Below are 13,188 nucleotides of genomic sequence, written 5' to 3' on the forward strand. Positions count from 1 at the left end.
TTAAAGATCATTCTATCCAAAAAATCTGATTCATCAATCAAACAAGCTTCTCTACACTCGGCCCCCATTGCAGTGGCGCAAGCGGCGCCAGGACAGACCAGGAGCAAACCATGCAAACAGACGCCAAGGCGCTGCCCAATCCGGGCGCGGCGCATGCGGTGGTGGTGGGCGGCGGCACCATGGGGGCCGACGTGGCCGTGGTGCTGACGCGCGCGTCGTGCCGCACGACGGTGATCGAATCCAACCCGGACCGCGCCGCCGCGCTGCCGCAACGGGTCGGCGAAAACCTGGCCCAGATCGGCCGCGAGGCCAATCTGCCGCGCCTGGCCGTGGCGGCCAGCCTGGACCAGGTGGACTGGGCCGGCGTCGACCTGGTGATCGAGTGCATCCCCGAACGGCTCGACATCAAACAGGCCCTGTTCGCCGACCTGGCGCGCCGCGCGCGCCCCGACGCCATCCTGGCCAGCAACAGCTCCAGCTTCCCGATCAGCGCCATCGGCCAGGGACTGGACACGCGCGAGCGCATGCTGGGCCTGCACTTCTTCATGCCGGCGCACCTGGTGCCGCTGGTGGAAGTGGTGATGGCCGACACCAGCGACGAAGCCTGCGCCGACGCGCTGATCGCCTTCATGAAGCGCTGCGGCAGCATGCCGGTGAAGGTGCGGCAGGACCTGCCGGGCTTCCTGGCCAACCGCCTGCAGCACGCGCTGTCGCGCGAGGCCTTCGACCTGATCGATCGCGGCATCGCCTCGCCCGAGGACGTGGACGCGGCGGTGCGCTTCGGCTTCGGCTTCCGCTTCCTGGCGGCCGGCCCGGTCATGCAGCGCGACCACGCCGGCATCGAGGTGCACGCGGCCGCCGGCGCCACCATGTACCCCACGTTCTGCAACGCGGACCGCCCGGCGCGCTGCCTGGCCGAGCGCGCCGCCGACGGCCGCCATGGCATGAAGGCCGGCGAAGGCTTCTACGCCTGGACGCCCGAGACCATCGCCGCCGAGCGCGCGCGCTACGACCGGCTGCTGCGCGCCGGCCTGGACCTGATCGCGCCCGAACTGCCGGAGATCCAGCCATGACCGCCGCCACCGATCCCAAGCCGCAGGCGCCGCGCCTGCCGCTGGCCGAATCCCCCGTCATCATCACCGTGGCGCCCAACGGCGCCTACAAGCAGGCCGCCGACCATCCCGCCGTGCCGCTGACGGCCGAGGCGCTGGGCCGCGAGGCGCGCGCCTGCCTGGACGCCGGCGCGGCCATGATGCACATGCACGTGCGCCGCCCGGACGGCCGCCACCTGCTGGACGCCCAGGCCTATCGCGACGCGCTGGCCGCGGTGCGCAAGACGGTGGGCGACGAGCTGCTGGTGCAGGTGACCAGCGAAGCCGCCGGCGTCTACCGCGCCGCCGAACAGATGGCGATGGTGCGCGAACTGGCGCCCGAGGCCGTCTCCGTCGGCCTGCGCGAGATCGCCGTGCCCGAGATCCCGGAAAGCGAGCTGGCGGCCTTCCTGGCCTGGCTGGCCGGGCGCCGCGTGCTGACCCAGATCATCCTGTACGACGAGGCCGACGTGCGCCGCTGGCAGGCGCTGCGCCAGCGCGGACTGGTGCCGGCCGGCGCCTGGTCGGTGCTGTTCGTGCTGGGCCGCTACAGCGCGGGGCAGACCTCATCCGCCCACGATCTGCTGCCCTTCCTGGCCACCAGCGATCACTCGCTGCCCTGGGCCGTCTGCGCCTTCGGACCGGAAGAAAACGCCTGCGTCACGACCGCGGCGGCCTTCGGCGGCCACATGCGCGTGGGCTTCGAGAACAACCTGAAGCTGCGCGACGGCGCCATCGCATCGGACAACGCCGCGCTGGTGCGGCAGGCGGCCGAAGGCGCGCTCGCCCTGGGCCGTCCGCTGGCCAACGCGGCCGACGCGCGCCGCATCTACGGCGCCATCGCCTGATCAAGCCCCGGCACGGCGAGGCCGGATTCCGGTTTCGCCGTGCCGCAACATTGACGGCCCGAAAAGGCTTCTGCTAAAAACTTCGAAATCCGCACGTTAAACGCAATACCCCGACTGCAATGGTGAGGTGGTGTGTGTCAAACGAGTCTGACGGCTATACCAAGCCCCAGGAGTTGCGAAGTTTCCTTTTCCTGACCGCGGTCATGGCGCCCGTCCTGTCGGTGCTGATCGTCGCGGGCTATGGCTTCATCGTCTGGTTCTACCAGCTCTTCGCCGGTCCCCCGGGCAGCTGATGGAGCCCGCCGCCTCCTGTAGCAGGGCCGAACCGCCCGGCTCCCCCTCCCTGGAACTGCACATCGCCAGCCTGGTGGTGCATGCCGCGCCGCGCCGGCTGGACGAGGTGCGCCGCGCGATCCTCGCCCTTCCCGGCGCGGACATCCATGGCGCCTCCGACACCGGCAAGCTGGTGGTCACCCTGGAAGCCCCCTCCACCGACGACATGATGGCGCAGATCTCCACGATCCAGCGCCTGGACGGCGTGCTGGCGTCGGCGCTGGTCTATCAGCACGCCGACACGCTGGACGCGATGAACGAGGAGATCGACGATGGCAATGGCCCGTAGGGATTTCATCAAGCAGTCCGCCGCCGCCGCGGCCGCCACCGTGGCCGGTATTCCCATCGTCGGCTACGCGCAGAACATCGTGACCGAGTCCGAGGCGGCCAAGCTGAAGTGGTCCAAGGCGCCCTGTAGGTTCTGCGGCACCGGCTGCGGGGTCAACGTGGCCGTGAAGGACAACCAGGTCGTGGCCACGCATGGCGATTTCAACGCCGAGGTCAACAAGGGCCTGAACTGCGTCAAGGGCTACTTCCTGTCCAAGATCATGTACGGCAAGGACCGGCTCACCACGCCGCTGCTGCGCATGAAGGACGGCAAGTACGCCAAGGACGGCGAATTCGCGCCGGTGTCCTGGGACCAGGCCTTCGACGTGATGGCCGAGCAGTTCAAGCGGGTGCTCAAGGACAAGGGTCCGACGGCCGTGGGCATGTTCGGCTCGGGCCAGTGGACCATCTGGGAAGGCTACGCCGCGCTCAAGCTGATGAAGGCGGGCTTTCGCTCGAACAACCTGGATCCGAACGCGCGCCACTGCATGGCCTCGGCGGCGGTGGGCTTCATGCGCACCTTCGGCGCCGACGAGCCCATGGGCTGCTATGACGACATCGAGAACGCCGACGCCTTCGTGCTGTGGGGTTCGAACATGGCCGAGATGCATCCCATCCTGTGGACCCGCGTGACCGACCGCCGCCTGTCCGCGCCCGGAACCAAGGTGGCGGTGCTGTCCACGTTCGAGCACCGCTCCTATGAACTGGCGGACCTGACGCTGACGTTCACGCCGCAGACCGACCTGGCGATCCTGAACTACATCGCCAACCACATCATCCAGACCAAGCGGGTCAACCGCGAATTCGTCGACAAGCACACGGTCTTCCGCGAGGGCAATACCGACATCGGCTACGGCCTGCGGCCCGACCACCCGCTGCAGAAGGCAGCCAGGAACGCCGGCGACGCGGGCGGTTCCAAGCCCATCACCTTCGACGACTTCGCCCGCTTCGTCGCCAAGTACGACCTGGAATACACGTCCAAGCTGTCCGGCGTGCCGAAAAAGCAGCTGCAGGACCTGGCCGAGCTCTACGCCGACCCCAAGGTGCGCGTCACGTCCTTCTGGACCATGGGCTTCAACCAGCACACCCGTGGCGTGTGGGCCAACAACATGGTCTACAACATCCACCTGCTGACCGGCAAGATCTCCACGCCGGGCAACAGCCCGTTCTCGCTGACGGGCCAGCCGTCGGCCTGCGGCACCGCGCGCGAGGTCGGCACGTTCTCGCACCGCCTGCCGGCCGACCTGGTGGTCACCAACCCCAAGCATCGCGCCCACGCCGAGGAACTGTGGCAATTGCCCGAGGGCACGATTCCGGACAAGGTGGGCGCGCACGCGGTGCTGCAGAACCGCATGCTCAAGGACGGCCAGATCAACGCCTACTGGGTGATGGTCAACAACAACATCCAGGCCGCCGCCAACCTCATGAACGAAGGCCTGCCCGGCTATCGCAACCCGGACAACTTCATCGTGGTGTCGGACGCCTACCCCACCGTCACCACCCTGTCGGCCGACCTGATCCTGCCCGCCGCCATGTGGGTGGAAAAGGAAGGCGCCTACGGCAACGCCGAGCGCCGCACCCAGTTCTGGCACCAGCTGGTGAACGCGCCGGGCGAGGCGCGCTCGGACCTGTGGCAGCTGATGGAATTCGCCAAGCGCTTCAAGCTCGAGGAAGTCTGGCCCGCCGATCTGCTGGCCAGGAAACCCGAGTACCGAGGCAAGACCCTGTTCGATGTGCTCTACGCCAACGGCAAGGTCAACCGCTATCCCAACAGCGAGCGCGACAAGGACTACGCCAACCAGGAGGCCGACGCCTTCGGCTTCTACGCGCAGAAGGGCCTGTTCGAGGAATACGCGGAATTCGGCCGCGGCCACGGCCATGACCTGGCGCCGTTCGACACCTACCACGAGGCGCGCGGCCTGCGCTGGCCCGTGGTCAAGGGCAAGGAAACCCTGTGGCGCTACCGCGAAGGCAGCGACCCCTACGTCAAACCGGGCGCGGGCTTCGAGTTCTACGGCAACCCCGACGGCCGCGCCGTGATCTTTGCCCTGCCCTACGAGCCGCCCCCGGAATCGCCGGACAAGGAATATCCCTTCTGGCTGTCCACCGGACGCGTGCTGGAACACTGGCACTCCGGCTCCATGACGCGGCGCGTGCCCGAGCTGTATCGCGCCTTTCCGAACGCCGTCTGCTTCATGCACCCGGACGACGCCCAGGCCATGGGCCTGCGGCGCGGCGTCGAGGTCGAGATCATCTCGCGCCGGGGCAGGATGCGCACCCGCCTGGAAACGCGCGGACGCGACAAGCCTCCGCGCGGCCTGGTGTTCGTGCCCTGGTTCGACGCCGGCCAGCTCATCAACAAGGTGACGCTGGACGCCACCGACCCGATCTCGTTCCAGACCGACTTCAAGAAGTGCGCGGTCAAGATCGTCAAGGTCTGAGCGGCGAACCGGAGACAGCCATGAACCTACGCGTCCTGCCGCCCGCCCTGTGCCTGGCCCTCGCGTCCTCCGCCTGGGCCGCGCCGCCCGTGGAACTGCAAGACCCCATGCGCGGCCCCACGCCCATCGCCGAGGAAGCCGACCCGCCGCTCATCAGCCCGATCGAGAACAAGGACATCAAGCGGATGCGCACGTATTCGATGCAGCCGCCCACCATCCCGCACAAGATCGACGGCTATCAGATCGACAAGAACTTCAACCGCTGCCTGGCCTGCCACGCGCGCGTGAACACCGAGGAAACGCAGGCGCCGCCGCTGAGCGTCACCCACTACATGGACCGCGACAGCAACGTGCTGGCCGAGGTCTCGCCCCGGCGCTACTTCTGCGTCCAATGCCACGTGCCGCAGGCCGAGGCCAAGCCGCTGGTGTCCAACACCTACGAGGACATCGACGTGATCCTCAAGCGCCTGACCGCGCCGGCCTCGGGCAAGCGCTGACGCCGACGGGAGGCTCGCATGGTCGCACTCATCAAGCGCTACTGGAATATCATCCGCCGCCCCAGCGGGCATTTCAGCCTGGGCTTCCTGACGGTGGGCGGATTCATCGCCGGCATCCTGTTCTGGGGCGCCTTCAACACCGCGATGGAGCTGACCAACACCGAGAAGTTCTGCACCGGCTGCCATGAGATGCGCGACAACGTGTACGCCGAACTGAAGGGCACCATCCACTTCACCAACCGCTCCGGCGTGCGCGCGCTGTGCTCCGACTGCCACGTGCCGCACAACTGGACCGACAAGATCGCGCGCAAGATGCAGGCGTCCAAGGAAGTCTGGGGCAAGATCTTCGGCACCATCAGCACCCGCGAGAAATTCGTCGACAAGCGGCTGGAGCTGGCGCGCCACGAATGGGCGCGCTTCAAGGCCAACGATTCGCTGGAATGCCGCAATTGCCACAACTACGAATACATGGACTTCACCCGCCAGAGCGTGCGGGCGCAGAACATGCACTCGACCTACCTGGCCGACAAGAGCAAGACCTGCATCGACTGCCACAAGGGCATCGCGCACCAGTTGCCGAACATCCCGCCGGGCGAATTCTCGTCGGCGCCCGCGACGGGCAAGGAAAGCGCAAGTGCGGCCCGCTGACGCGCCGCCGCCCCTGCTGGCCGCGCACGGCATGATCTGCCCCCGGGGCGGGCCGGCCGGGTTCGGTCCCGTGGACCTGGAACTGCACGCGGGCCGCCTGCTGCACCTGCGCGGCGCCAACGGCAGCGGCAAGACCAGCCTGCTGCGCATGCTGGCCGGACTGCTGCGGCCCCTGGCGGGCGAACTGCTGTGGCGGGCCGCGTCCGTCCGGCGCGACCCCGCCGCCTACTTCGCCGGCATGGCCTATCTGGGACACGGCAACGGCCTGAACGGCGCACTGAGCGCGCGCGAGCACCTGCGCTGCGCCCTGGCACTGGCCGGCACGCCGCGCGCCGAGGCCGACATTGGCGCCGCGCTCGCCCGCTGGCGGCTGGATCGCTGCGCCGACGCGCCCGCCGCCCGCCTGTCCCAGGGCCAGGGCCGGCGGCTGGCGCTGGCCGCAGTGGCGCTGGGCGGCAAGCCGCTATGGCTGCTGGACGAACCCGACGCCGGCCTGGACGCCGCCAGCCTGGACCTGCTGCGCGAGGCGCTGCGCGTCCACCTCGCGGCCGGCGGCGGCGCCGTGGTCGCCTCGCACCGCCAGACCGCCGAACTCGCTCGGGCCTGCATCGCATCAACCCTGGACATGGATGGCTACGCGCATGCTGGCGACGTTGCGGCTGTTGGGACAACGTGACCTGAAACTGGCCTGGCGGCGGCCGGCCGACACGCTGGGCGCCACGCTGTTCTTCATCGTGGCCGGCACGCTGTTCCCGCTGGCCGTCGGCCCCGACCCCGAGCTGCTGCGCGCGATCGGCCCTGGCGTGCTCTGGGTCTGCGCCCTGCTGGGCCTGCTGCTGGGCCTGCAGCGTCCGTTCGGCCAGGACCTGGACAGCGGCGCGCTGGACCAGCTGCTGCTGTCGCCGCATCCGCTGCCGCTGCTGGTGGCCGTGAAGCTGGCCGCGCACTGGCTGTCGGCCTGCCTGCCCCTGGTCCTGGCGGGCCCGGCGCTGGCGCTGCAGTTCGGCCTCGCGCCCGAGGCCATCGGCGTGCTGGCGCTGTCGCTGCTGCTGGGCACCCCGACGCTGGCGCTGGTGGGCGGCCTGGGCGCGGCGCTGACGCTGGGCCTGCGCGGCGGCGCGCTGCTGCCGCTGCTGGTGCTGCCGCTGTGCGTGCCGATCCTCATCTTCGGCAGCGGCGCCGTCGCGGCCACCCAGGCGGGACTGCCGGCCGGGCCGCAGCTGTCGCTGCTGGGCGCCTGCCTGTGCCTGGCCGCGCTGCTCTGCCCCTGGGCCACATCGGCCGCCTTGCGCATCGCGCTGGATTGAGGAATGCCCATGCCTGAACAGCCCGTCCTCGGCCCCGCCACGCCGCCCGCGCCATCCGCCGCCGGCGGCGGCTGGCTGCGCTATGCCTCGCCGGCGCGCTTCCATCCCCTGGCCGGCCGCCTGATTCCGCTGCTGGCGCTGGCCGCCTGCGCCTGCGGCGGCCTGGGGCTGTATGCCGGACTGGCGCTCGCGCCGGTCGACGCGCAGCAGGGCGAGGTCTACCGCATCCTGTTCATCCATGTGCCGGCGGCCTGGATGTCCATGTTCCTCTACCTGCTCATGGCCCTGTACGCGGCGCTGGGACTGATCTACCGCACCCGCCTGTCGTTCATGATGATGCGCGCGCTGGCCCCCACCGGCGCGCTGTTCACCTTCCTGACCCTGTGGACCGGCGCGTTGTGGGGCAAGCCGACCTGGGGCGCCTGGTGGGTCTGGGACGCCCGGCTGACCTCCGAACTGCTGCTGCTGTTCCTGTACCTGGGCTTCATGGCGCTGCAGGCCGCCTCGGACGACGAACGCCGCGCCGACCATGGCGGCGCCATCCTGGCGCTGGCCGGCGCGGTCAACGTGCCCGTCATCTATTTCTCGGTGCGCTGGTGGAACACGCTGCACCAGGGCGCCAGCATCACCTTCACCAGCGCCCCCAGCATGGCAGACCCCATGCTCGGCGCCATGCTGCTGATGGTGGCCGCGTTCTGGCTGTATGGCGCGGCAGTGGTGCTGGCGCGCGTGCGCGGCATCATCGCCGAACGCGAGCCGGCCGCGGCGCTTGCGGGGGCCCGGCGATGAGCCTGGACGCGCTGTTCTCGCTATCCGGACACGGCCCCTATCTGCTGGGCGCCTACGGGGTGACGCTGGCCGCGCTGGCATTGGAGGCGCTGCTGCTGTGGCGCCGCGCCCGCAAGCGCCGGCACGGCCCCGGCGCGGACCTGCCATGAAGCCGGCCGTCTCCCCGCGCCGGCGCCGCGCCCTGCTCCTGGCGGGCGGACTCGCCGTGCTGGCGCTGGCCGCCGCGCTGGTGATCAATGCGCTGCGATCGAACCTGGTGTTCTTCTTCAGCCCCACCCAGGTGGCGGCGCACGAGGCGCCCCGCCACGGCAGCTTCCGCGTGGGCGGGCTGGTCGAGCCCGGCTCGCTGCGCCGCGACGCCGACGGCCTGACGCTGCGCTTCCGCGTGACCGACACCGCGCACGCCGTGCCCGTGGTCTATCGCGGGCTGGTGCCCGACCTGTTCCGCGAAGGCAAGGGCGTGGTCGCCGCCGGCAAGCTGGGCGAGGATGGCGTGTTCCGCGCCACCGAGGTGCTGGCCAAGCACGACGAGAACTACATGCCGCCCCAGGCCGCCGACGCCCTGCAGCGCGCGGCCGCCGCGCCCCGGCGGGAGGCGGCCCGATGATTCCCGAGATCGGCCTGTTCAGCCTGATCCTGGCGCTGCTGGCCGCGCTGGCGCTGGGCATCCTGCCCCTGGCCGGCGCCGCGCTGGACTGGCAGCCGGGACTGCGCGTCGCCCGGCCGGCGGCCTTCGCCCTGTTCGGCCTGACCACCGTCGCCTTCGCCTGCCTGTCGATCTCCTTCGCCCGCAACGATTTCTCCGTGCTGTACGTGGCGGCCAATTCGCACGCCGACCTGCCGCTGGCCTACCGCTACGCGGCGGTCTGGGGCGGCCACGAAGGCTCGCTGCTGCTGTGGCTGTACCTGCTCACCGCCTGGACGCTGGCGGTGGCGCTGTTCAGCCGGCGCCTGCCGCCGGCCTTCGCCGGCCGCGCGCTCGCGGTGATGGGCTGGATCGGCGTGGGCTTCCTGCTGTTCCTGCTGTTCCTGTCCAATCCCTTCGAACGGCTGATACCCGCCGCCATGCAGGGCCGAGACCTGAACCCGCTGCTGCAGGACCCGGGCATGATCCTGCATCCGCCCATGCTCTACATGGGCTATGTGGGCTTCTCGGTGGCCTTTGCCTTCGCCATCGCCGCGCTGCTGTCCGGCGAGCTGGACGCCATGTGGGCGCGCTGGGTACGGCCCTGGACGCTGGCGGCGTGGACATTCCTCACGCTGGGCATCCTGCTGGGCAGCGCCTGGGCCTACTACGTGCTGGGCTGGGGCGGCTGGTGGTTCTGGGACCCGGTCGAGAACGCCTCGTTCATGCCCTGGCTGGCGGGCACCGCGCTGATCCACTCGCTCATCGTCACCGAAAAGCGCGGCGCGTTTCGCAGCTGGACCGTGCTGCTGGCCATCGGCGCCTTCTCGCTCAGCATCCTGGGCACCTTCCTGGTCCGTTCGGGCGTGCTGACGTCGGTGCATGCCTTCGCCGTGGATCCCGGGCGCGGACTGTACATACTCGGCTTCATGACGCTGATCGTCGGCGGCTCGCTGACGCTGTACGCCTGGCGCGCGCCCAAGGTCGGGCTGGGCGGCGGCTTCGGCCTGCTGTCGCGCGAATCGCTGCTGCTGGGCAACAACGTGGCGCTGGCGGTGGCGGCCGCCTCGGTCCTGCTGGGCACGCTGTACCCGGTGGTCCTGGACGTGCTGGACTGGGGCAAGATCTCCATCGGCCCGCCCTACTTCGAAGCGGTGTTCGTGCCGCTGATGGCGCCGGCCATCTTCCTCATGGGCGTGGGCCCGGTGGCGCGCTGGAAGCGCGCCGAGGCGCCGGACCTGGCCCGCCGGCTGCGGCTGGCCTTCGGCGTCAGCGTGGCCGCCGCCGTGCTGGCGCCGCTGGCCATGCCCGGGCCGGCGCGGCTGGGCTCGCCCCTGGTCGTGCTGGGCCTGTGGCTGGCGGGCTGGTCCGTGGCCAGCGCCTTCGCGCATGCCTGGCAGCGGCTGAACGACGGCGACGGCGGCTGGACTCGCCGGCTGCCGCGCCAGCCCCGCGCCTGGTACGGCATGCTGCTGGCCCACGCCGGCATGGGCGTCTTCATCGCCGGCGTCACGCTGGCCAACGGCTACGAGGTCAAGCGCGAGCTGCGCATGGCGCCCGGCGCGGTCGAGGAAGCCGGCGGCTACCGCTACGCCTTCGTCGGCCTGGAGCCGGCCGCCGGCCCGAACTACACGGCGCAGCGCGCGCGCTTCGACGTCTCGCGCGACGGCCGGACCGTGGCCGTGCTGCATCCGGAAAAGCGCCTGTACACGGCCCAGGACATGCCGCTGTCGCAGGCCGCCATCGACAGCGGTTTCAGCCGCGATCTGTTCGTGGCGCTGGGCGAGCCGGCCGGCGGCGACGCCTGGTCGGTGCGCCTGCAGACCAAGCCCTTCATGGCCTGGATCTGGGCCGGCTGCCTGCTGATGGCGCTGGGCGGCGCGCTGGCCGCCGGCGACAAGCGCTATCGCGAAGCGCGCGCGGCCCGGCGCGACGCCGCGCCGGCGCTGACGGCCCGCCGGGGAGAGACCTGATGCGCTACGTGCTGCCGCTGGCCGCCTTCCTAGCCATGGCCCTGTTCCTGGCGCTGGGCCTGTCGCGCGATCCACGCGCCCTGCCCTCGGTCAAGGTCGACAAGCCGGCGCCGGCCATCGGCCTGCCGGTGCTGGGCCAGCCCGGCCAGCGGCTGGACGTCGACGCGCTGCGCGGCCAGGTCTGGCTGCTCAACGTCTGGGCCTCCTGGTGCGGACCATGCCGCGACGAGCTGCCGGTGCTGCGCGACGCCAGCCAGCGCCACGCCATCCCGCTGTACGGCCTGAACTACAAGGACAAGCCCGAGGACGCGCTGGCCTGGCTGGCCCGCAACGGCGACCCCTATGCCGCGTCCGCCAGCGATCCGGACGGGCGCGTGGGCATGGACTATGGCGTCTACGGCGTGCCCGAGACCTTCATCATCGACCGCGACGGCCGGGTCCGCTACCGCCAGCTCGGGCTGATCACGCCCGCCATTTGGCGCGACCAGCTGCTGCCCCTGATCGAGTCGCTGCGATGACGCGCGCGCTGCTGCTCCTGCTGCTGGCCCTGCATGCCGCCGCGCCCGCCCTGGCCGGCGAGGCCGCCGTCCCGCTTGCGCCCGCGCTGGCCGAACGCGCCGACCGGCTCGCGCACGGCCTGCGCTGCCTGGTCTGCCAGAACCAGAGCCTGGCCGAATCCAGCGCCCCGCTGGCCGAGGACATGCGCGCGCTGATCCGCAAGCAGCTCGCCGAGGGCAGATCCGATCGCGAAGTCATGCGCTTCTTCGAGGACCGCTACGGCGATTTCGTGCGCTACGACCCGCCGTTCAAACCCGCGACCTGGCTGCTGTGGCTGGGGCCCTTCGCGCTGCTGGCTGCGGGCGCGGCGGTCCTGTGGCGCGCCATCCGGCGCCGCCAGGGCCCGCGCGCCCCGCTGACCGAGCAGGAACGCGCCCGCGTGGCGCGCTTCCTGGACACCGAACCATGACCACGCTCTGGCTCGCCTTCCTGTTCCTGCTGCTGGCCGCGCTGCTTTGCCTGGTGGCGCCACTGCTGCGCAAGAACGCCGCTGCCGCGATGGACGCCGGCGAGGACGGCCTGCGCGACTTCTACCTGGCGCGGCGCGAGCAATTGCGGCTGGACGCAGCCGGCGGCGCGCCGGACCTGGCAGCCGAGGAAGAGCTGCAACGCGAACTGCTGCACGACCTGGCGCTGCGCCGCTCGGCGCAACCGGCCCTGGGACGCCCCGGCGGGCAGCGCGCCGCCCTGGCCACGGCCTGCCTGCTGAGCGTGGCCGTGCCGCTGGCCGCGGCGGCCCTGTATGGCAAGCTGGGCAATCCGCGCGCGGCGGCCAGCGCCGCCCAGGTCGCCGCGCCGCAGCCGCACGAAGCCGACGCCGGCGACGACATGGCGCTGGCGGTCAATGCGCTGGCGCAGCGGCTGCGCGCCGCGCCCGGCGACGCCGATGGCTGGTACATGCTGGCCAGATCCTATGAAACGCTGGGCCGCTACGGCGACGCCGTGGCCGCATACCGGGAAGTGCTGCGCCTGTACCCCAGCCAGCCCTCGGTGCTGGCGGACATGGCCGATGCCCTGCTGTCCGCCAACCAGGGCGCGCCCGACGCCGCATCCATTGCCGCCGTCGCCCAGGCGCTGGCGGCGGAGCCCGATCATCCCAAGGCGCTGGCCCTGGCCGGCATGATGGCCTTGCGGCGCGGCGACGCGGCCGAGGCGCTGGGATACTGGGAGCGCCTGCGCCCGCTGCTGCCGCCGGATTCCGAGGCCGCGCGCCAGATCGAAAGCAACATCGCGCAGGCGCGGACGCTGGCCGCATCGGCCGGTCCGGCGCGCGCCACGGCGGCCTCCCCGGCGCCGGTATCGGGCCCGATGCCAGGGCCGGCGTCCGCTACCGCGCCGGAGCGCATCAGCGGACAAGCCCGCATCGCCGACGCGCAGCGCGCGCGGGTCCAGCCCACGGACACGGTATTCATCCTGGCGCGCGCCGTGGACGGCCCGCGCATGCCGCTGGCGGTCCTGCGCCTGCGGGCCGCGGATCTGCCCCGCGCCTTTTCGCTCGACGACAGCCTCGCCATGTCGCCCGCCGCCCGGCTGTCGACGGCGGGCGGCAAGGTCCGCCTGGAGATCCGCGTCAGCCGCGACGGCCTGGCCGCCGCGCGGCCGGGCGATGTCGCCGGCGCGCTGTCCGACGTGGCGCCCGGCAGCGCCGGCCTGGACCTGGTGGCCGACACCGTCGCGCCCTAGCGCCTGTCGGCGTTCGGCCGGCGCCATGCAGGCAAGGGCAATTGCCCGCTTCGAAGGAACCGCAAGGC

At 71.1% G+C, this 13,188-nt stretch carries 16 protein-coding genes; all 16 read left to right on the forward strand.

All coding sequences use genetic code 11. From position 1 onward, the window contains the following. Nucleotides 1-110: 110 nt before the first annotated feature. The 16 genes from AC6LJ9_RS06195 to ccmI all read left to right on the forward strand — a co-directional run bounded on the left by AC6LJ9_RS06195 (nt 111) and on the right by ccmI (nt 13,120). On the forward strand, nt 111-1,073 hold the full coding sequence (locus tag AC6LJ9_RS06195) for a 3-hydroxyacyl-CoA dehydrogenase family protein (RefSeq protein ID WP_498146867.1): 963 nt from the start codon (nt 111-113) through the stop codon (nt 1,071-1,073). Then, nucleotides 1,070-1,939 carry a beta-keto acid cleavage family enzyme gene (locus AC6LJ9_RS06200; RefSeq protein WP_498146868.1) on the forward strand — a complete coding sequence of 290 codons (870 nt, stop codon included), beginning with the start codon at nt 1,070-1,072 and terminating at the stop codon, nt 1,937-1,939. Before AC6LJ9_RS06195 ends, AC6LJ9_RS06200 begins: the two co-directional genes overlap by 4 nt. Nucleotides 1,940-2,058: 119 nt before the next feature. After that, on the forward strand, nt 2,059-2,232 hold the full coding sequence (gene napE, locus AC6LJ9_RS06205) for a periplasmic nitrate reductase, NapE protein (protein ID WP_369869695.1): 174 nt from the start codon (nt 2,059-2,061) through the stop codon (nt 2,230-2,232). Continuing rightward, a complete protein-coding gene (locus AC6LJ9_RS06210; protein WP_498146869.1) occupies nt 2,232-2,561 on the forward strand; it encodes a chaperone NapD in 330 nt (109 codons plus the stop codon). The genes napE and AC6LJ9_RS06210 overlap by 1 nt, the downstream gene beginning before the upstream one ends. Next, nucleotides 2,545-5,040, forward strand: a complete 2,496-nt coding sequence (gene napA / locus AC6LJ9_RS06215) for a periplasmic nitrate reductase subunit alpha (protein ID WP_498146870.1) — start codon at nt 2,545-2,547, stop codon at nt 5,038-5,040. Before AC6LJ9_RS06210 ends, napA begins: the two co-directional genes overlap by 17 nt. Before the next feature lie 20 nt (nt 5,041-5,060). Next, nucleotides 5,061-5,537 (forward strand): nitrate reductase cytochrome c-type subunit, encoded by a 477-nt coding sequence (locus AC6LJ9_RS06220; RefSeq protein WP_498146871.1) that lies wholly within the window; start codon nt 5,061-5,063, stop codon nt 5,535-5,537. Nucleotides 5,538-5,555: 18 nt separating this feature from the next. Further along, nucleotides 5,556-6,185 (forward strand): cytochrome c3 family protein, encoded by a 630-nt coding sequence (locus AC6LJ9_RS06225; RefSeq protein ID WP_498146872.1) that lies wholly within the window; start codon nt 5,556-5,558, stop codon nt 6,183-6,185. After that, on the forward strand, nt 6,172-6,861 hold the full coding sequence (gene ccmA / locus AC6LJ9_RS06230) for a heme ABC exporter ATP-binding protein CcmA (protein ID WP_498146873.1): 690 nt from the start codon (nt 6,172-6,174) through the stop codon (nt 6,859-6,861). The genes AC6LJ9_RS06225 and ccmA overlap by 14 nt, the downstream gene beginning before the upstream one ends. After that, nucleotides 6,827-7,492, forward strand: a complete 666-nt coding sequence (gene ccmB, locus AC6LJ9_RS06235; RefSeq protein ID WP_498146906.1) for a heme exporter protein CcmB — start codon at nt 6,827-6,829, stop codon at nt 7,490-7,492. Before ccmA ends, ccmB begins: the two co-directional genes overlap by 35 nt. Before the next feature lie 9 nt (nt 7,493-7,501). Beyond that, nucleotides 7,502-8,281 carry a heme ABC transporter permease CcmC gene (ccmC, locus tag AC6LJ9_RS06240; RefSeq protein WP_498146874.1) on the forward strand — a complete coding sequence of 260 codons (780 nt, stop codon included), beginning with the start codon at nt 7,502-7,504 and terminating at the stop codon, nt 8,279-8,281. Further along, a complete protein-coding gene (gene ccmD / locus AC6LJ9_RS06245) occupies nt 8,278-8,430 on the forward strand; it encodes a heme exporter protein CcmD (RefSeq protein ID WP_498146875.1) in 153 nt (50 codons plus the stop codon). Before ccmC ends, ccmD begins: the two co-directional genes overlap by 4 nt. Continuing rightward, the gene (gene ccmE, locus AC6LJ9_RS06250; protein WP_498146876.1) at nt 8,427-8,888 is read left to right on the forward strand and encodes a cytochrome c maturation protein CcmE; all 462 of its coding nucleotides are present in this window, start codon (nt 8,427-8,429) and stop codon (nt 8,886-8,888) included. The genes ccmD and ccmE overlap by 4 nt, the downstream gene beginning before the upstream one ends. Beyond that, nucleotides 8,885-10,879, forward strand: coding sequence for a heme lyase CcmF/NrfE family subunit (locus tag AC6LJ9_RS06255; protein WP_498146877.1), 1,995 nt, complete (start codon nt 8,885-8,887; stop codon nt 10,877-10,879). The genes ccmE and AC6LJ9_RS06255 overlap by 4 nt, the downstream gene beginning before the upstream one ends. After that, entirely contained in the window at nt 10,876-11,397 is a 522-nt protein-coding gene (locus tag AC6LJ9_RS06260; RefSeq protein WP_103276536.1) for a DsbE family thiol:disulfide interchange protein, read from the forward strand. Before AC6LJ9_RS06255 ends, AC6LJ9_RS06260 begins: the two co-directional genes overlap by 4 nt. Next, nucleotides 11,394-11,846 (forward strand): cytochrome c-type biogenesis protein, encoded by a 453-nt coding sequence (locus AC6LJ9_RS06265; protein WP_498146878.1) that lies wholly within the window; start codon nt 11,394-11,396, stop codon nt 11,844-11,846. The genes AC6LJ9_RS06260 and AC6LJ9_RS06265 overlap by 4 nt, the downstream gene beginning before the upstream one ends. Next, complete coding sequence (gene ccmI / locus AC6LJ9_RS06270) at nt 11,843-13,120, forward strand: c-type cytochrome biogenesis protein CcmI (RefSeq protein WP_498146879.1); 1,278 nt, start codon at nt 11,843-11,845, stop codon at nt 13,118-13,120. Before AC6LJ9_RS06265 ends, ccmI begins: the two co-directional genes overlap by 4 nt. Nucleotides 13,121-13,188 lie beyond the last annotated feature (68 nt).

It is taken from the genome of Achromobacter sp. 1011811831, assembly GCF_059760905.1.